Annotated in this window: 18 protein-coding genes; 5 read left to right on the top strand and 13 right to left on the bottom strand. The window is 68.5% G+C overall.

Translation table 11 applies throughout. The features are described 5' to 3' along the window. Positions 1-6 precede the first annotated feature (6 nt). From rplS to ffh, 11 genes are all read right to left on the bottom strand, one after another. On the bottom strand, positions 7-366 hold the full coding sequence (gene rplS, locus WFH44_RS16280; RefSeq protein ID WP_262105029.1) for a 50S ribosomal protein L19: 360 nt from the start codon (positions 364-366) through the stop codon (positions 7-9). 223 nt (positions 367-589) lie between these two features. Continuing rightward, positions 590-1,411 carry a tRNA (guanosine(37)-N1)-methyltransferase TrmD gene (gene trmD / locus WFH44_RS16275; RefSeq protein WP_336714975.1) on the bottom strand — a complete coding sequence of 274 codons (822 nt, stop codon included), beginning with the start codon at positions 1,409-1,411 and terminating at the stop codon, positions 590-592. Beyond that, the gene (gene rimM, locus WFH44_RS16270; RefSeq protein WP_336714973.1) at positions 1,412-1,957 is read right to left on the bottom strand and encodes a ribosome maturation factor RimM; all 546 of its coding nucleotides are present in this window, start codon (positions 1,955-1,957) and stop codon (positions 1,412-1,414) included. 104 nt (positions 1,958-2,061) lie between these two features. Next, positions 2,062-2,304 carry an RNA-binding protein gene (locus tag WFH44_RS16265; RefSeq protein ID WP_262105034.1) on the bottom strand — a complete coding sequence of 81 codons (243 nt, stop codon included), beginning with the start codon at positions 2,302-2,304 and terminating at the stop codon, positions 2,062-2,064. Beyond that, positions 2,304-2,738 carry a 30S ribosomal protein S16 gene (rpsP, locus tag WFH44_RS16260; RefSeq protein WP_336714972.1) on the bottom strand — a complete coding sequence of 145 codons (435 nt, stop codon included), beginning with the start codon at positions 2,736-2,738 and terminating at the stop codon, positions 2,304-2,306. Before rpsP ends, WFH44_RS16265 begins: the two co-directional genes overlap by 1 nt. Before the next feature lie 186 nt (positions 2,739-2,924). Further along, complete coding sequence (locus WFH44_RS16255; protein WP_336714970.1) at positions 2,925-3,410, bottom strand: hypothetical protein; 486 nt, start codon at positions 3,408-3,410, stop codon at positions 2,925-2,927. Positions 3,411-3,452: 42 nt separating this feature from the next. After that, the gene (locus WFH44_RS16250) at positions 3,453-4,343 is read right to left on the bottom strand and encodes a VOC family protein (protein ID WP_336714968.1); all 891 of its coding nucleotides are present in this window, start codon (positions 4,341-4,343) and stop codon (positions 3,453-3,455) included. A gap of 64 nt (positions 4,344-4,407) precedes the next feature. Beyond that, the gene (locus WFH44_RS16245; protein WP_336714966.1) at positions 4,408-5,625 is read right to left on the bottom strand and encodes a hypothetical protein; all 1,218 of its coding nucleotides are present in this window, start codon (positions 5,623-5,625) and stop codon (positions 4,408-4,410) included. A gap of 34 nt (positions 5,626-5,659) precedes the next feature. Beyond that, positions 5,660-6,337 carry an alpha/beta fold hydrolase gene (locus tag WFH44_RS16240; protein ID WP_336715212.1) on the bottom strand — a complete coding sequence of 226 codons (678 nt, stop codon included), beginning with the start codon at positions 6,335-6,337 and terminating at the stop codon, positions 5,660-5,662. A gap of 34 nt (positions 6,338-6,371) precedes the next feature. Next, positions 6,372-6,905: an NUDIX hydrolase gene (locus WFH44_RS16235; RefSeq protein WP_336714964.1), complete on the bottom strand. Its 534-nt coding sequence runs from the start codon at positions 6,903-6,905 to the stop codon at positions 6,372-6,374. A gap of 76 nt (positions 6,906-6,981) precedes the next feature. After that, the gene (gene ffh / locus WFH44_RS16230; protein ID WP_336714963.1) at positions 6,982-8,565 is read right to left on the bottom strand and encodes a signal recognition particle protein; all 1,584 of its coding nucleotides are present in this window, start codon (positions 8,563-8,565) and stop codon (positions 6,982-6,984) included. A gap of 226 nt (positions 8,566-8,791) precedes the next feature. On the opposite strand from ffh, the gene WFH44_RS16225 reads away from it, so the two are divergent. After that, positions 8,792-10,189, top strand: a complete 1,398-nt coding sequence (locus WFH44_RS16225; protein WP_336715209.1) for a glucose-6-phosphate dehydrogenase — start codon at positions 8,792-8,794, stop codon at positions 10,187-10,189. Positions 10,190-10,305: 116 nt separating this feature from the next. Here WFH44_RS16225 and WFH44_RS16220 read toward each other — a convergent pair whose 3' ends face one another. Next, on the bottom strand, positions 10,306-10,644 hold the full coding sequence (locus WFH44_RS16220) for a P-II family nitrogen regulator (RefSeq protein ID WP_262105056.1): 339 nt from the start codon (positions 10,642-10,644) through the stop codon (positions 10,306-10,308). Further along, on the bottom strand, positions 10,641-11,945 hold the full coding sequence (locus WFH44_RS16215; protein WP_336714961.1) for an ammonium transporter: 1,305 nt from the start codon (positions 11,943-11,945) through the stop codon (positions 10,641-10,643). The genes WFH44_RS16220 and WFH44_RS16215 overlap by 4 nt, the downstream gene beginning before the upstream one ends. A 175-nt stretch (positions 11,946-12,120) precedes the next feature. Here WFH44_RS16215 and WFH44_RS16210 point away from each other — a divergent pair, with 175 nt between their 5' ends. The 4 genes from WFH44_RS16210 (at position 12,121) to WFH44_RS16195 (ending at position 16,139) form a co-directional block, all read left to right on the top strand. Then, a complete protein-coding gene (locus WFH44_RS16210; protein ID WP_336714959.1) occupies positions 12,121-13,377 on the top strand; it encodes an MFS transporter in 1,257 nt (418 codons plus the stop codon). Positions 13,378-13,481: 104 nt separating this feature from the next. Further along, positions 13,482-13,829, top strand: coding sequence for a hypothetical protein (locus WFH44_RS16205; protein WP_336714958.1), 348 nt, complete (start codon positions 13,482-13,484; stop codon positions 13,827-13,829). 136 nt (positions 13,830-13,965) lie between these two features. Then, positions 13,966-15,345: a carboxylesterase family protein gene (locus WFH44_RS16200; RefSeq protein WP_336714956.1), complete on the top strand. Its 1,380-nt coding sequence runs from the start codon at positions 13,966-13,968 to the stop codon at positions 15,343-15,345. Continuing rightward, positions 15,342-16,139 (top strand): dioxygenase family protein, encoded by a 798-nt coding sequence (locus WFH44_RS16195; protein WP_336714954.1) that lies wholly within the window; start codon positions 15,342-15,344, stop codon positions 16,137-16,139. The genes WFH44_RS16200 and WFH44_RS16195 overlap by 4 nt, the downstream gene beginning before the upstream one ends. The last annotated feature ends 107 nt before the right edge of the window (positions 16,140-16,246 follow it).

Raw genomic sequence — 16,246 nt, 5'->3', positions numbered from 1 at the left:
AAGGTGCTACTTGGCGGAGCCGAAGTCGCGCTTTTCCTTGATCTTGGCGGCCTTGCCGTGGCGGTCGCGCATGTAGTACAGCTTGGCGCGGCGGACGTCGCCCTTGGTCAAAACTTCGATCCGGTCGATGATCGGAGAGTGGACCGGGAACGTACGCTCAACACCGACGCCGAAGGAAACCTTGCGAACGGTGAAGGTCTCGCGAACGCCGTCGCCCTGGCGGCCCATGACAAAGCCCTGGAATACCTGGATACGCGCGTTCTTGCCTTCAACGATGTTCACGTGGACCTTGACGGTGTCACCGGCGCGGAACTCGGGGATGTCGCTGCGCAGCGAGGCTGCGTCGACGGAGTCGAGGATGTGCATGCTTGTCACTCCTGGTGAACGCCACAGGTCATTCACGTTGGTCACGGTGCGGAAGCCGGCAAGCGCCGCTTCTTCCAACACCGAAAATCAATGGACCGGCGGGTCCGGGATTCGGCCACCGGCGTGTCTGGCTGTTGGCATCTACGCCCCCTGTGGCAGGCGCAAGCCCAGCAAACACAATGAACCATTCTGCCACAGGGCAGGCGTGCGCCGCCAATTCAAACTACTGGCCCTGCAGCCCCTGCGGGCCGGTGGCTTCAGCCAGGACGGAGTGGTCCGACGCGGTCAGCTGCTCCGGCGGCAGGGCGCCGGCCAGGTCCGGACGGCGCAGGGCAGTGCGGCGCAGCTGTTCATCGCGGCGGTAGCGCGCGATTTTGGCGTGGTTGCCGCTGAGCAGCACCTCGGGTACGGCCCGGCCGCGCCAGACCGAGGGCTTGGTGTAAACCGGGTATTCGAGCAGCCCGTCGGCGTGGGACTCTTCGACCAGGGACTCGGGATTCCCGACGACCCCCGGAACCAGCCGGCCGATCGCCTCGACCATCGCCAGGACGGCCACTTCGCCGCCGTTGAGCACGTAGTCGCCCAGGCTCATTGGCCTGACCCGGAAGGAGTCCGCCGCCCACTCCAGGACACGCTCATCGATCCCTTCGTAGCGGCCGCACGCGAACACCAGGTGCTGCTCCGCCGCCAGCTCGTGGGCGATCGACTGCGTAAAGACCTCGCCCGCGGGCGAAGGAACGATCAGCACGGGGCGCCGGTCTTCCGCCGCACTGTCCGGGCCAGGCCCGGCACCATCGGAGGAACTCCCTGCAGCCGCGGATTCCAGCACCGCTTCGAGTGCCAGCGCCCACGGCTCCGGCTTCATCACCATGCCGGCCCCGCCGCCGTACGGGGTGTCGTCCACCGTCCGATGCCGGTCCGTCGTAAAGTCGCGCAGGTTGCGCACGTTGAGTTCCAGCAGCCCGTCCTGCCGAGCCTTGCCGATGAGGGAGAGCTCCAACGCGTCCAGATACTCGGGAAAAATGCTGACGACGTCGATGCGCACCTAGCGCTCCCCCTCGCCGTCGTCCGGTTCGGTCCGGTTTTCCGGGCTGTTGACTTCGAAAAGCCCGGGCGGCGGAGTGAGGCGGATGAAGCCGCCTTCGACATCGACTTCCGGCACGATCTGCTCGACGAACGGCACCAGGATCTCTTCGCCGTTGGCGGCCTCAATGACCAGCTGGTCCTGTGCGGGCAGGGTGTTCAGGCCGGCCACGCGGCCGACCTCTTCCTCGCCGACGAGGGCCTTCAGCCCTACCAGCTCGTGTTCGTACCACGCGTCCTCGTCCTCATGGTCATCGCTGTCCACGAAGAGCTTCGCGCCGCGCAGCTCCTCGGCGCCGTTGCGGTCGGCCACTTCATCGAAACCCAGCAGCAGGATCTCCTTGTTCCAGCGTGCCGAGCGGACGGTCAGGGGACCGAGCCGTTCCGGCTCCACCACAAGGCGGGCACCGGGAGTGAACCGTTCCTCGGGGGCATCGGTGAGGACCTGGACGGTGACTTCTCCTCTGATGCCGTGCGGTTTGCCGATCCTGGCAACCTGGACGTGCATGGACTCTCCTGTCGGATGGTACTGAACGGACTGGTCAAATGCGTCCGGCCCCGCCACCATATCTGGTGCCGGGGCCGGATGGCTCGACTGGTGTCGCTGGCGGATCAGCGGCGGCGGTCCGTGTCCACCACGTCCACGCGGACCGGTTCACCGTCTGCCAGGGCAGAGATGACGGTCCGCAGTGCGCGGGCGGTGCGGCCCTGCCTGCCGATCACGCGGCCCAAATCATCCTGGTTGACCCGCACCTCGATGATTTCCGAGCGGCGGTTGCTTTTGACCGTGACCTTGACGTCCTCGGGACTGTCAACGATGCCACGGACCAGGTGTTCGAGCGCTTCAGCCAGCATTACTCAGCCTTAGCGGTCTCGTCAGCTTCCTCGGCCGGAGCTTCAGCAGCAGCCTCGTCAGCGTCTTCCTTCTTGGCCTTCGGGGTGATGGCCTCGGGGACGATGACAGATTCCTTCTCGGGGGCCACGAAGGCCTCCTTCGGAGCCTTGGTCTTGAGGGTGCCTTCCTGGCCCTCAATGCCCTTGAACTTCTGCCAGTCACCGGTGATCTTGAGCAGAACCTCGGCCTGCTCGGTCGGCTGGGCGCCGACACCGAGCCAGTACTGGGCGCGCTCGGAGTTGATCTCGATGAGCGAGGGCTCCTGGGTCGGGTGGTACTGCCCGATCTCTTCGATGGCACGGCCGTCGCGCTTGGCGCGGGAATCCATGACAACGACGCGGTAGTGGGCAGAGAACTTCTTACCGAAGCGCTTAAGGCGAATCTTTACGGCCACTTTTGTGGTCACTCCTGGTTCTGAAAATGGGCGAACCCGTATGTCTGCTCCCGTGGGGCGGGCCATGGTTGGGGTTCAAAGGACAAGATGCATGCACGGAGAGAGGGGCCGCGCAGATCGAGTACCTGTCTATTGTGCCAGACGGGAGCCAATCCGCGCGACTCGGCGGGTCGGCCCGCCGGGCGGTCAGGCTTCCGCCGCGCTGCTCCAGACGTAGAGCTGGAGGCGGTCCCCCTCTTCGGCCTGCCGGGCCAGTTCCGCAAGGCGGCGGACGTACTCCTCGGCGACGTCCCCGCTGAAGGGCATGTCCTCCTCCGAGGCCCACAGGGAGGCGACCTCCGGAATCACCGATTCTCCGCCGTCGTCAACGTACGTCAGCAGCTCCGCCAGGGACTCCACCATGGAATCCGGGGCTACCATCAGATAGTCGCTGGAGACGTCCGCCATGTCCAAAGCCGCGTCGCCGGCAGCACCGACGGCCTTGGCCGCCAGTCCCCCAAGGATCTCGATCTCCAGGTCCGTAATCCCGTTGATGCGCGCGTTCGGGGCATCCTCGACGGCCACGCCGGAGGCATCGGTCTCCGAGCGGGCATCGAAGCTGGCTTCCAGGGCGGCGGCGCGCCGCACGGCCGCATCATGGGTAGCGACGAAGACTTCAGTGGTACCGGACATTGGGCGTCCCTTCGCGGTTAGGCAGGATGGTGCGCCTTCAGCCTAGCCGACGGCGACGCGCAGCTGGTTGCGCCACGGGTCTTCGAAGCGGAGCTCGGCACCGGTGTGGTGATGGCCGATCCTGGCGCTGGAGAGCCGCTCGGCCAGCGCGCCGACCTCGTCCCCGGTCGGCACGTGGATTACGACCTCGCCCAGCCCCAGGGTGTCCTTGCGCGGACCGGCGCCGCGGCTGTTCCAGACGTTCATCGCCATGTGGTGGTGGTAGCCTCCGGCGGAAACGAACAGGGCCTGTCCGTGCCAGCCCGCGGTGCGCTCGAAGCCGAGGGTCTTGACGTAGAAGTCCTCGGCAACATCCGTGTCCCCCACCTGGAGGTGGACGTGGCCGATCCCTGCCCCGGCCTCGTGCTGCCCGGCCAGGGAAGCCTCGGTCAGGTGGTTCTGCAGGTACAGCTGCGGCGGCAGGGCCACGTTGTCCATGTGAACCTCGCGGCTGCCGTCCGCCCCGGTGTTCCACTGCCAGCTCTCGCGGGGCTTGTCGAAGTACAGCTCGATGCCGTTTCCTTCGGGATCGGTGAAGTAGAATGCCTCGCTGACCAGGTGGTCCGCGCTGCCGGCGAACCGGCGGGGATCATACTGGGCCGCGGTTGCCACCGTGGCGGCAAGGGAGGCACGGTCCTCGAAGAGGAATGCTGTATGGAACAGACCCGCCTCACCCCGGGAGGGCAGCTGGAGGCCCCCCGCCGGGGCAAGGTGGACCAGCGGAGTGGATCCGCGGCCCAGGTAGACGCCGCCGAGGCCCTCGCTCAGCGGTTCCAGCCCGAGCGCCTGCTGGTAGTAGGAAGTCATGGTCTTCATGTCGCCGACCTTGAGCATCACGGTGCCCATGCTGAGGTCGGCGGGCAGCAGGTCCTGGGCATTTACTTGAAGGTTCATGCAAGTAATAATACTTGAAGCTTCACGTTTGTTCCAGTCCCCGCCTGCCGGCGGTCGCTGCTGGTCAGCGGCGGCGGAATTTCAGGTAGCCGTAGAGGGCCAGCTCGCTGGCAGCCTCGGCCGCGAGGGAGAGCGCACCGGCACGCAGCAGGCCGCCGTTCCGGCGCAGCGGACGCCCGGAAGCGCGCAGCAGAACAGCAGCCGCCCCGGCCGCGACGGCGGCGCTGCCGGCGAGCAGCTCGGGGTGGGCGAGGACGCGGCGGTGCCAGCGGGCCAGCGGAGAACTGCCGGTCATGGGCGTAGCCATTAGCTCCAGCACGGCCTTGCCCAGGGGAAGCGCCGGCAGGTGTTCCGGGACGGCGCTGGCTGACTGGCCCGATTCCGCCAGCTCCCCTGCCAGCCGCGGCAGGCCCAGGGCTTCGGCGGTCTGCGCCAAGACGTCTTCCGAATCCTCGCCCAGCAGCAGCTCGGAGAGCCGGGCCTCGGCCTGTCCATCCAGCCCGAAGGCCCGCGCGAGGTCCCTCGTATGCGGGTCCGCCGACCGAATGAGCGTGCCGAGGAGCCGAAGCGCCTCGGCCGAAGCCCGCTCCGTGCTCGGGAACGGCTTGGGCTGCGGCTGCCACGCGTGCCAGAAATTGTTGGCCGGGTCCTTCCGCGGTCCCGGCAGCCAGGCCTCGACGGCGCGCAGACCGTCCAGGTTCACGAAGGCGGCCATCGGCTTTGCCTGTTCCGGCCAGTTGTACAGCCCGGGCGAGGCGCCGCCGTGGACGACGACGATCCGGCGCCCGCGTTCGCCGTCGTCCTCGAAGACATCCAGCGGCGCCGAGTTCAGGGCGCCGAACATCAGCAGGTCCTCGCGCCGGAACCGGCCGACCATGACGGTCCGCAGCACGGGCGGCTCCATGACGTCCAGGGCGTCCAGCGCAGTCCCGCCGTCGGATGGGTCCAGCTCGAGGGCCGCGTCCGCGGCCGGCGCCTCGTATTCGAAACCGTCGATGTCCACGGCGCCCCCGGCGGCCAGCGAAAGGCTTTGGGCCAGCATCCGGTAGTCCGGACCGGCAACCGCCGCCCCGTCCGGATCCAGGACGGCAACCCGGCCCGAGGGATCGCGGGCCAGCAGGAATTCGACGACGGTCTGGCCGGCCGCGGGGTTACCCGCCGCGAAGGCGCCGAGCAGGGAACGGTCCGCGAACTCCCGGACCAGGGCGCGGGCGCCGGGTCCGTCCAAGGGCCACGGCCACCAAAGCTGCCCGGATACCGGCTCCCAGCCAAATGCGTTCATGACACAACGCTAGCAAGAGCCGCGGCAGCCGCGGCTACTGTTCGAGGGTCAGCAGGAATTCTGCCAGCAGCCCGTGCCCCTCGGCACGATCCTGGGGCCGATGATGGCCGGGTGCATGCCGGTGCACCGCCCCGGTGGTGGCCAGGTACTCGCCGACCTCTTCGTAGAGCGGCTCCCAGCCCCCGGTGACCACCAGGGTCGGGAGGCCGGGAACGATACTGAGCGGCGCTGCCCAGGGCGCCTCCTGCAACCGCAGGCGCCGGGCTTCCCGGCGCTCCTGCCAGGTGCGCAGCGGCCCGGGGCGGGAACCGGACATGAGCCAGCTGAACTCCTGCTGGTACTGCTCGTCCGTCAGCTCGCCGCGGGCGGCATACAGGGGCGCCAACCGCTCCCGGTGTGCCCGGGTGGCCGGCAGGTCCGCCGTCAGGGACAGGCAGGCGGGCTCGAAGAGCGTGAGCGACCGCACGAGGTCCGGCCGCTCGACGGCGGCCATCATGGCCGAGATCGCCCCGTGGGAATGCGCGACGACGTGGCCGCCCTCTCCGAGATTGGCCAGAACGATGTGCATGTCGGCTTGGAAATCCGTGGGCAGCGGGGCGGCCGTCGGCGCGAAACCGTGCCGGCGCAGGAACAGGCAGTCGTACTTCCCGGCCAGCCGGTGCTGGTGCGGCCAGGCGGCGGCGCCGAAGCCGCCCGGTCCGTGCACGAACACCACTCGCGTCTTCCCGGCGGACCGGGAGCCCAACTTAGCGGCCAGGGCTCAGCGTCCCGTCGAAACCGGCAATGAGTTCCCGCCGCGGCACGTCCCGCTGCACGGTCTCCAGCGGCCGCCCGTTTCGCAGCTCGAGGACCGTGAGCAGCTCGTGGGCGTCCAGCGCGGCCTTCAGCTGTGCCGACTGGGTCCGGTCCAGCTCCAGCAGGGCGAGCTGGAAATCCAGGAAGCCTGCCTGTCCCCCGGCCGCCGCCGCGAGTTCACCGCCCTCGTAGGTACCGCCGTCGTAAATGAAGGTGAACGCCTCGGCGGGCGAGTCCGGCGCCTGCTGGTAATCGATGGCGAGGATCCGGCCCAGCGGCAGCTGCAGCGATGTCGCGTCGAGGACCCGGGCCGCTGCCCCGCGAGGATCCTCGCCGCTCTTGACCAGGCCGGCCGGCAAGGCCAAACCGCCCTTGGCGTCCGGGGCCAGCAGGACCGACCCGCCGACCGTGCGGACGATGACGGCCACCGAGGCCGGCCGTTTCCAGACGGAACCGTAGAATCCATCCAGATGCTGCTTGGTCACAACTGCCCTCCCTGCTTGGCCTGCCTCGGCGCGCTGCAGCAGGATCCGGCAAAGCCGCCGGACCTTGCGTTGAAAGCTACTTACCGAGGAACTTCTCGAAACCCTTCGGCAGGTTCAGCGCCGAAGGATCGAATTCCTCCTGCTGCTGGCCGAATGCGGCCCCCGTGGGCAGCGCGTTCCGGGCGCCCGCGCGACGTTCCTCGGCCTCGCGCAGCTCCTGGGCGGCCTTGGCCGGGTTGCCCGAACGGGCCTTCTTCTTGCCCTTGGCCACCTGCTTGCCCTTGCGCGCCCCGCCGAAGCCGCCGGGGCCAGCCATGCCGGGCATGCCCGGGATGCCGCCGCCCTGGGCCATCTTCTTCATCATCTTCTGGGCCTGGCCGAAGCGCTCCAGCAGGCCGTTGACCTCGGAGACGTGGACGCCGGAGCCGCGGGCGATGCGGGCGCGCCGGGAGCCGTTGATGATCTTGGGCGCCAGGCGCTCGTGCGGCGTCATGGAACGCACAATCGCCTCGACCCGGTCGATCTCCCGCTCGTCGAAGTTCTCCAGCTGCTGCCGCATGCCGGCGGCACCAGGCATCATCATGAGCATCTTCTTCATCGAGCCCATCTTGCGGATCTGCTGCATCTGCGCGAGGAAGTCCTCGAGCGTGAAGTCCTCCTGGTCGACGAACTTCTTCGCCATCCGTTCGGCTTCGCCCTTGTCCCAGGACTTCTCCGCCTGCTCGATCAGGGACAGGATGTCGCCCATGTCCAGGATCCGGTTGGCCATGCGGTCCGGGTGGAAGATCTCGAAATCGTCCAGGTTCTCGCCGGTGGACGCGAACATCACGGGCTTGCCGGTAACGGACGCGACCGACAGCGCGGCACCGCCCCTGGCGTCGCCGTCGAGCTTGGAGAGCACCACGCCGGTGAAATCGACGCCCTCGTTGAAGGCCTGCGCGGTGTTGACCGCGTCCTGGCCGATCATGGCGTCGATGACGAAGAGGACTTCGTCCGGGTTGATGGCGGCGCGGATGTCCGCCGCCTGCTGCATCATTTCGGCGTCGATGCCCAGCCGGCCGGCGGTGTCCACGATCACCACGTCATGCAGCTTCGCGCGGGCTTCGGCCACGCCGTCGCGGGCCACAGCCACCGGATCGCCGGTGGCGGCCTCGAACTCGGACTGCACGCCCGGGTGCGGGGCGAAGACCGGAACGCCGGCGCGCTGGCCGTTGACCTGGAGCTGTGTGACGGCGTTGGGCCGCTGAAGGTCCGCTGCCACGAGAATGGGGCTGTGGCCCTGGCCCTTGAGCCACTTGGCCAGCTTGCCGCCGAGCGTGGTCTTGCCGGCACCCTGCAAGCCGGCCAGCATGATGACGGTCGGAGGGTTCTTGGCCAGCCGGATGCGCCGGGTCTCGCCGCCGAGGATGCGGACCAGTTCGTCATTGACGATCTTGACGACCTGCTGGCCCGGGTTGAGGGCGGCGGAGACTTCCTCGCCCAGCGCCCGCTCCTTCACGTGGGCGGCGAACTCACGCACCACGGGGACGGCGACGTCGGCATCGAGGAGGGCGCGGCGGATCTCGCGGACGGTGGCGTCGACGTCGGCTTCGGACAGGCGTCCCTTGCCGCGCAGATTCTTGAAGGTTGAGGCCAACCGGTCAGAGAGTGAATTGAACACGTGCCGTGCACTTCTTTCGTCGATCTTCGGTCAGATCCGGCGGGCATGGCCGGAGTACAGCTTTTCCAGCGTACCAAGTATGGACTTGAGGTTGGTCCCGGACGCCCCGATGACGGATCGGAAATCGGGCCAGGCGGGCGACAGTTCGCCGCGCCGGTGGCAAGGTGTGAATGTGACGAACCCCGCGAGCACCCCGACCACCAACCCGACTCCCGCCCCGGAACCGGTGCGGACGCTGCTGATCCTGGGCGCGTCCGGCGACCTGACGGGACGGCTGCTGCTGCCCGGGCTGGGCAAGCTGATCGCCCAAGGGCGGACGCACGGCCTGAAACTGGTCGGCGCAGGCTCGGATGACTGGGACACCGCCAAGTGGCGGGACCGGGTGGGGGCTGCGTTCACCGACTGTGCGGGGAACGCCAACGACGCCGGCAGGCAGGATCTGCGCTCCGTGCAGGAACGCACGGAATACCATGTGGTCGATGTCACGGCGGAGGGGGCCCTCGCACGCCTGATTTCCTCCGTAGAGGCCCCGGTAGCGGTCTTCTTTGCGCTGCCGCCGGCCGTTAGCCAGAAGGCCTGCGAACTGCTGAAGCCGCAGGACCTGCCCGAGGGGACCCGCCTCGTGCTGGAGAAGCCGTTCGGCACCAGCCGGGAATCCGCGGCTTCGCTCAACCGCACGCTGCTCTCGCTGGTTCCGGAAGACCGGATCCACCGGGTCGACCACTTCCTGGGCAAGGCCACCGTCTTCAATATCCTCGGCCTGCGGTTCGCCAACCGGCTCCTCGAACCGCTGATGAACAACCTGCACGTCGAGAAGGTCGAGATCTTCTACGACGAATCGCTGGCGCTGGAGGGGCGCGCCCGCTACTACGACAAGGCCGGCGCGCTGCGCGACATGATCCAGAGCCATCTGCTGCAGATCATGGCGTTGATGGCGATCAACGCGCCGGCCTCGCTGACCGAACGGGACCTGCGCGACCACATCGGCAGCGTCCTGCGGGCGAGTTCCGTCAATCCGGACTACGCCAGGAGCACGCGGCGCGCCCGCTACACCGCCGGGCAGATCGACGGGCGCGACATTCCGGACTATGCCGCCGAAGACGGCGTCGACCCGGCGCACGAGACGGAAACCCTGGCGGAAATCGAAGTCTCCGTCAACAACTTCCGCTGGGCCGGCGTACCGTTCATCCTGCGCTCGGGAAAGGCCCTGGGCAGGCAGCAGAAGGAGGCCATCGTAACCTTCAAGCCGGTGCAGGTCCCGGTGGGGTTCAAAGGGGTTGATGCTCCGACCCGGCTGCGGATCGGCTTCGGGCCCGAAACACTGCAGCTGGAAATCGACGTGAACGCCCCCGGCGACATCTTCACCCTCGACCGGGTGGCACTGGAGGCGGCGATGCATGCGCCGGACCTGCTCCCCTACGGCGAAGTCCTCGAGGGCGTCCTGCGCGGAGACCCCCTGCTGTCCGTCCGGGGCGACATTGCCGAAGACTGCTGGCGGATCGTCGAACCCGTCCTCAATGCCTGGGCCGCCGGCGAGGTGCCGCTCGAGGAGTACCTGGCCGGCAGCCACGGCCCGGAAGGCTGGGAAACCTCCCGCCCGGACAGCGTCCTGCCGCGGAGATGAAAGCCCTGCCGCGGGCATGAGAAAGGGCCGCCCCGGAACGACAGCCACGATAGTCGTGCTGCGCCCCGGGGCGGCCCTTCTGCTTCCGGCTTCACCGTCGCGTGCGCCGGGATGGCTCAGATTGCGGCTTCTCCCCGTTCGCCGGTGCGGACCCGCACGGCTTCCTCGACGTTGATCAGCCACACCTTGCCGTCGCCGGCGCGGCCCGTGTTTGCGGTGGCGACGAGGACGTCGACGATGTCGTTGGCCCATTCGTCGGCGACCAGGACCTCGATCCGCAGCTTCTTCAGCAGGTCGACGGTGTACTCCGCGCCGCGGTAAACCTCCGTGTGCCCGCGCTGGCGGCCGTATCCGCTGGCTTGGCTGACCGTCAATCCCTGGACGCCGTAGCTCTCCAGGCTGCCGCGGACGTCTTCGAGCTTTTCCGGGCGAATGATCGCGGTGACCAGTTTCATGCCGTTACCTCTTCCTTGGAACCTTCGTGGGCGCTGCGGTCGGTGGCCGGATGCGGGACGAACGTTCCGCCGGTGCCCAGGCCGCCGAACTCGTAGGCGCTTTCCGCATGCTGCGTCAGGTCCACGCCGGTGACTTCCTCTTCCTCGCTGACCCGGAAGCCCACCGTCTTGTGGATGGCCAGGCCGATGATGACCGTCAGGATGGCGCAGTAGGCAACCGAGACGACTGCCGCGACGACCTGCGCCAGCAGCTGGGCGAAGCCGCCTCCGTAGAAGAGGCCGCCACCGGCGCCATCGGCCGGCAGTGCGATGAATCCCAGGGCGAGGGTGCCGACGATACCGGCGACCAGGTGGACGCCGACCACGTCGAGGGAGTCGTCATAACCGAGCTTGTACTTCAGGCCGACGGCGAGGGCCGCGAGGACGCCGGCCACCGCGCCGAGGCCGATCGCTCCGACCGGCGACACGTTCGCGCAGGCCGGGGTGATGGCTACGAGTCCGGCCACGACGCCGGAGGCTGCCCCCAGCGAGGTCGGACGGCCGTCGCGGATGCGTTCGGTCACCAGCCAGCCGAGCATTGCGGCGGCCGGGGCCGCCATCGTGTTGACCCAAATGAGGCCCGCTTCCTCAGCCGACGATGCCGCTCCGCCGTTGAAACCGAACCAGCCGAACCACAGGAGTGCCGCGCCCAGCATGACGAAGGGGATGTTGTGCGGACGCTGGGCCGGGTCCTTGCCGAAGCCCTTGCGCTTGCCGAGGATCAGGGCGAGGATCAGGCCGGCCATACCGGCGTTGATGTGGACCACGGTGCCGCCGGCGAAGTCGATGGCCTCCCCTGCCCAGGAACCGATGGCGCCTTCTGCGCTGAGCAGGCCGCCGCCCCAGATCATGAACGCCAGCGGGCAGTAGACCAGAGTGACCCAGATCGGGACGAAAAGGGCCCAGGAGCTGAACCTGGCGCGATCGGCGATGGCTCCGGAGATGAGCGCTACCGTGATGATCGCGAAGGTGGCACCGTAGCCGGCGCCGATCAGGTCCTCGGTGTTCAGCAGGCCTTCCATGCCGAAGGAGGCGAACGGGTTGCCGAACAGCTGCGCCACCCCGTCGCCGCCGCTCATGGAGTAGCCCCACAGCACCCACACCACGGCGACCAGGCCGATGGAAATGAAGCTCATCATCATCATGTTCAGGGCGGCCTTGGCACGGGTCATGCCGCCGTAGAAGAATGCCAGGCCTGGCGTCATGAGCAGCACAAGTGCCGCCGAGATCATTACCCAGACGTGACCTGCTGACAGATCCATTTTCACGTCCTCTCGTCCTTGGGCGGGCTGTTCCCGCATCTGCATCAAGATTGCCGGGCACGTGTTTCCGCCGATGAGTGGCCTCATTGCGGAAAAGTTACAAGGAATGCGCGTAGGTAAAACCCGCTTGTCGTGCGTGTTTCAGGCGTGTTTCGGACCCGGCTAGGGTTGATCCATGCCCCTCTTCCGCCGGTTGGTGTCCGTTCCGGGCGCCCCTCGAGACGCCCGCGACGAAGTGTCCCGTGCCCCGCTGCCGCGGGACATCAAGGTCCTGATCGCCGCCGCCTTCGTTATCGCCCTTGGCTACGGCCTCGTCGCGCCGGTCCTGCCGCAGTTCGCTGCGAGTTTCGACGTCGGCGTGGCGGCCGCCAGCATCATCGTCAGCGTCTTCGCGTTCATGCGCCTCGTCTTTGCTCCCGTCGGTGGTGTCCTCGTCGGCAAGTGGGGCGAGCGCCGGGTCTACCTCATTGGCCTGCTGATCGTTGCGGTCTCGACCGGTGCCTGCGCCCTCGCGCAGGACTACTGGCAGCTGCTGCTGTTCCGCGGCCTCGGCGGTGCCGGTTCCACCATGTTCACCGTCTCCGCAACCGCCCTCATCATCAGGCTCGCCCCGCCGAACAGCCGGGGCAGGGTGTCCGGTGCCTACGCGTCGACCTTCCTCCTGGGCGGCATCCTCGGCCCGGTCGCCGGCGGCCTGCTGGCAGGGTTCGGGCTGCGCATGCCTTTCATCGTCTATGCCATCGCGCTGGTCGTTGCCGCAGCGGTGGTCGCCGTGATGCTGAAGAAACCGCCGGCCGGAACCGGCGAGGACACCCCCATTCCCGAGCCGATGGCCGTGCGCGAGGCGTTGGCGGATCCCGGCTACCGGGCCGCGATCGTGTCCGCGTTCGCGAATGGCTGGGCGACCTTCGGCGTGCGGATGGCGCTGATTCCCATTTTCGCCGCGGCCGTGCTGGGAGCAGGGCCGGAGACCGCCGGCCTTGCGCTGGCGGTATTCGCCGTGGGCAACGCGCTGGCCCTCACGTTCTCCGGCAGGCTTTCCGATTCCGCCGGGCGGCGGCCGCTGGTGGTCGCCGGCCTGGTCATCGCGGGGCTGTCCATAGCCGCCATTGGCTTCACCGAGTCCATCCCGCTCTTCGTGGCCGCCTCCATAGCGGCGGGTTTCGGTTCGGGCCTCCTCGGTCCGGCCCAGCAGGCCGCGGTCGCCGACATCATCGGCAACGACCGCAGCGGCGGCAAGGTGCTGGCGGTCTTCCAGATGGCCACGGACGGCGGCGCCATCATCGGCCCGGTACTGGCCGGCGCCCTGGCAGACCGCCTCGGCTACGACTGGGCTTTTGCCGCCACCGGAGCCGTCGCCGTGGCCGCCGCGCTGCTGTGGCTGCTGTTCGGCCGCGAGACCCTCGCCAGGCCCTCCCCGCCGAAGTCCTGACCCGTTGTCGCACGTCGGGCACTCCCCTACGCTGAGCGAGTCGGCCGCCGCGGCCGGCACGGCAGCGCCGACAGCTGCGTCGGTGCGGGGAGAAGGAGGCACCCATGCAGGACGATCAGGTAGGGCGCAACCTCAAGGGGATGGACGATCTCGATTTCGACGGCTGGAACAAGGCCGACTGGAACGGTGTCTTCGCCCACCACCATACGGACGACGTCCTCGTCGACTGGAAGGGCCAGGAACCCACGCACGGCGTCACCGAGCATATTGACGCGATGAAGGCGTACGTGGCCGCTGCAGGCGGGACGCCGCCCCGCATCGCCGCCCACCCCATCCGCTTCGGGTCAGGCGAGTGGACCTGCGTCATCGGGGAATCCGAAGACGGCAGCCGAATGGTGACCGTGGCCAAATGGAAGGACGGCGCGATCGCCGAAGAGTACATCTGGGCCTAGGCCCCCACTGCGAGGAAAGCCGCCCGCTCCGCCGGTCGGCTTTCTGCGCGGACAGAGGCCCAGCCCAAGAGCGAACCGCGCCCGGATGGGCGGGAACCCAGCCGGCAGGCACGCCGGCCGGCTGGAGGAGGGAATCATGGACACCGCCACGCTCACCTTCGCGCCGCCCTGCGGGCCGGTGCACGCGAAGGATGACGGCGCCGTCGTCCGGGCCACCGGCATTCCCTACGCGACCGCGGACCGCTTCGCCGCCCCGGTCCCGGCACCGGACCGGACGGAACCGTTCGCGGCGACGGAGCCGTCGCCGGCCTGCCCCCAGGTCCGTTCACGCTTCCTCGCCGAAGTCCTTGGCGACGCGCTGGCGGGCTTGTCCCGGGACGAGCATTGCCAGCGGCTCTCCGTCACGCTGCCGCGCCATGTGCGAACGGACGAGCAGCTTCCGGTCATGGTCTGGATCCATGGCGGTTCCTACACCACCGGGGCCGGCGACGCGCCGATCATGGACCCGGCCCGCCTGGTCGCCGAACAACGCGTCATCATGGTGGCGGTGACGTACCGGCTGGGCCTCTTCGGTTTCCTGGGCTCGGGACGCGCCCGGCCGGCAAACCTCGGGCTGCTGGACCAGCTCGAGGCCCTGCGCTGGGGGCAGCGCAACATCCGCGCCTTCGGCGGCGACCCGGACCGGGTCACTCTGTTCGGCCAGTCCTCGGGCGGCGACGCCGTGGCCCAGCTCATGGCGACTCCCCGGGCAGGATCGTTGTTCCGCCGGGCCATACTCCAGAGCCCGCCGCTTGGCATCTCCCGCGGCCGCCACAGGATGCAGGCCGCCATGGCCCGGGCGGCGGAGGCAGTCACCGCAGACATGCCGGCCGACGAGGTGCTCGCCCTGCAATCCGAGGTCCAGCGGCATGCCGCATCGTTCGGCCTCATGGGGCAGATGGCGTTCGGCACCCAATACGGACACCATCCCCTGCCGGCGGAGCATGGGATCGATGCGGCCCGGGACCGCGCAGCCCCGCGGGTCGACATCCTTATCGGCCACACCGCCGAGGAGGCACGGCTCTACCTGCCCTCGGTGCCAGCCCTGCAGCGGGCCACCCGTGTGCCGCTGGTCGGCGTCCTGGTCCGGCACGCCGTCGTCAAGACCCTGACGGCGGCGGTCTACTCGCGGGCAATCCGCCGATTCGCCGGGCGGCATGCGCGTGCCGGTGGCACCGCCCACAGGTCTGTGCTCTCCTGGGCCGCTCCCGGCAATTCGTACGGCTCCGCCCACACGATCGACCTGCCGCTGCTGCTCGGGACCCGGCAGGCCTGGGCCGCGTCACGGTTGCTGGCCGGGGCCCCCTGGGAGACCGTCGACGGACAGGGCCGGCGGCTGCGGCAGTTGTGGGCCGATTTCGCGCGCGGGGTGCCGCTGCAGGACAAGAGCTGCATTCCCGGGCTCCTGAGGCATCGTCGGGTCAAGCTCCGCCGAACACTTGAAACTTCAATAAAAAGCCCTACACTGGAACCATGACTGAAACCGCCACTCTCCCTCCCGTCCTCTTCCTCAGCCACGGCGCTCCCCCGCTGGCGGACGATGCAACCTGGACGCGGCAGCTGGCCGACTGGTCCGCCGGCTTCGACAAGCCCAAGGACATCCTGATGGTGTCCGCCCACTGGGAGAATGCGCCCGTCACCCTCAGCGCCACCGAGCGGAAGACGGACCTCGTCTACGACTTCTGGGGCTTCCCGCAGAAGTACTACGACGTCACCTACGACGCCCCGCTGGCCCCGGACCTGGCTTCCGAGGTGGACCGGCTGGTATCCGTGCACGGCCATCACGTGGAACGCGACGAGTCCCGCGGCCTCGACCACGGCGCCTATGTACCGCTGGTCGAGATGTTCCCGGACGCGGACGTCCCGGTGGTCCAGATGTCCATGCCGACGCTGGATCCGCAGGGCCTGTTCGAGCTCGGTAAGTCCCTGGCCCCGCTCCGCGAGCGCGGCACGCTGATTGTCGGTTCCGGCTTCACCACCCACAACCTGCGCTGGTTCAATCCCGCGGCCGGCCCGGACACGACCCCGCCCGCGGCCTCGAGCGAATTCGACCATTGGGCCGAGGAAGCCATGGCCCGCGGCGACGTCGATTCGATCCTCGACTTCCTGCACAAGGCCCCGGCCGCCCAGGAGGCGCATCCGCGCTCCGAGCACTGGGCTCCCCTCTACGTTGCGCTGGGTGCCGCCTACGCCTCCAGCGGCATCGAAGCCAAGACGGCGATCGACGGTTTCTGGTTCGGCCTCTCCAAGCGGTCCTGGACGCTGACCTAGCACCAGTCCGGACCCGGACGGGACCGGCCTTCTGGCACGAAAAAAGGCGCCTCCTGCGGTTCGCAGGAGGCGCCTTTGCGCGCACGCGGCGGCGGCAGGCCGCAGCG

This window comes from Arthrobacter sp. USHLN218, from assembly GCF_037144715.1.
GTDB lineage: Bacteria > Actinomycetota > Actinomycetes > Actinomycetales > Micrococcaceae > Crystallibacter.
The sequence above is the reverse complement of the archived record's forward strand: the minus strand, read 5'-3'. Positions and strand labels throughout refer to the sequence as shown.

What these genes read in the sequence shown, in the direction of transcription:
- rplS (WP_262105029.1), bottom strand. Translation starts at nt 366, where the DNA reads ATGCACATCCTCGACTCCGTCGACGCAGCCTCGCTGCGCAGCGACATC.
- rimM (WP_336714973.1), bottom strand. Translation starts at nt 1,957, where the DNA reads ATGCACGTCCAGGTTGCCAGGATCGGCAAACCGCACGGCATCAGAGGA.
- WFH44_RS16265 (WP_262105034.1), bottom strand. Translation starts at nt 2,304, where the DNA reads ATGCTGGCTGAAGCGCTCGAACACCTGGTCCGTGGCATCGTTGACAGT.
- WFH44_RS16255 (WP_336714970.1), bottom strand. Translation starts at nt 3,410, where the DNA reads ATGTCCGGTACCACTGAAGTCTTCGTCGCTACCCATGATGCGGCCGTG.
- WFH44_RS16250 (WP_336714968.1), bottom strand. Translation starts at nt 4,343, where the DNA reads ATGAACCTTCAAGTAAATGCCCAGGACCTGCTGCCCGCCGACCTCAGC.
- WFH44_RS16245 (WP_336714966.1), bottom strand. Translation starts at nt 5,625, where the DNA reads ATGAACGCATTTGGCTGGGAGCCGGTATCCGGGCAGCTTTGGTGGCCG.
- WFH44_RS16220 (WP_262105056.1), bottom strand. Translation starts at nt 10,644, where the DNA reads ATGAAACTGGTCACCGCGATCATTCGCCCGGAAAAGCTCGAAGACGTC.
- WFH44_RS16215 (WP_336714961.1), bottom strand. Translation starts at nt 11,945, where the DNA reads ATGGATCTGTCAGCAGGTCACGTCTGGGTAATGATCTCGGCGGCACTT.
- WFH44_RS16210 (WP_336714959.1), top strand. Translation starts at nt 12,121, where the DNA reads ATGCCCCTCTTCCGCCGGTTGGTGTCCGTTCCGGGCGCCCCTCGAGAC.
- WFH44_RS16205 (WP_336714958.1), top strand. Translation starts at nt 13,482, where the DNA reads ATGCAGGACGATCAGGTAGGGCGCAACCTCAAGGGGATGGACGATCTC.
- WFH44_RS16200 (WP_336714956.1), top strand. Translation starts at nt 13,966, where the DNA reads ATGGACACCGCCACGCTCACCTTCGCGCCGCCCTGCGGGCCGGTGCAC.
- WFH44_RS16195 (WP_336714954.1), top strand. Translation starts at nt 15,342, where the DNA reads ATGACTGAAACCGCCACTCTCCCTCCCGTCCTCTTCCTCAGCCACGGC.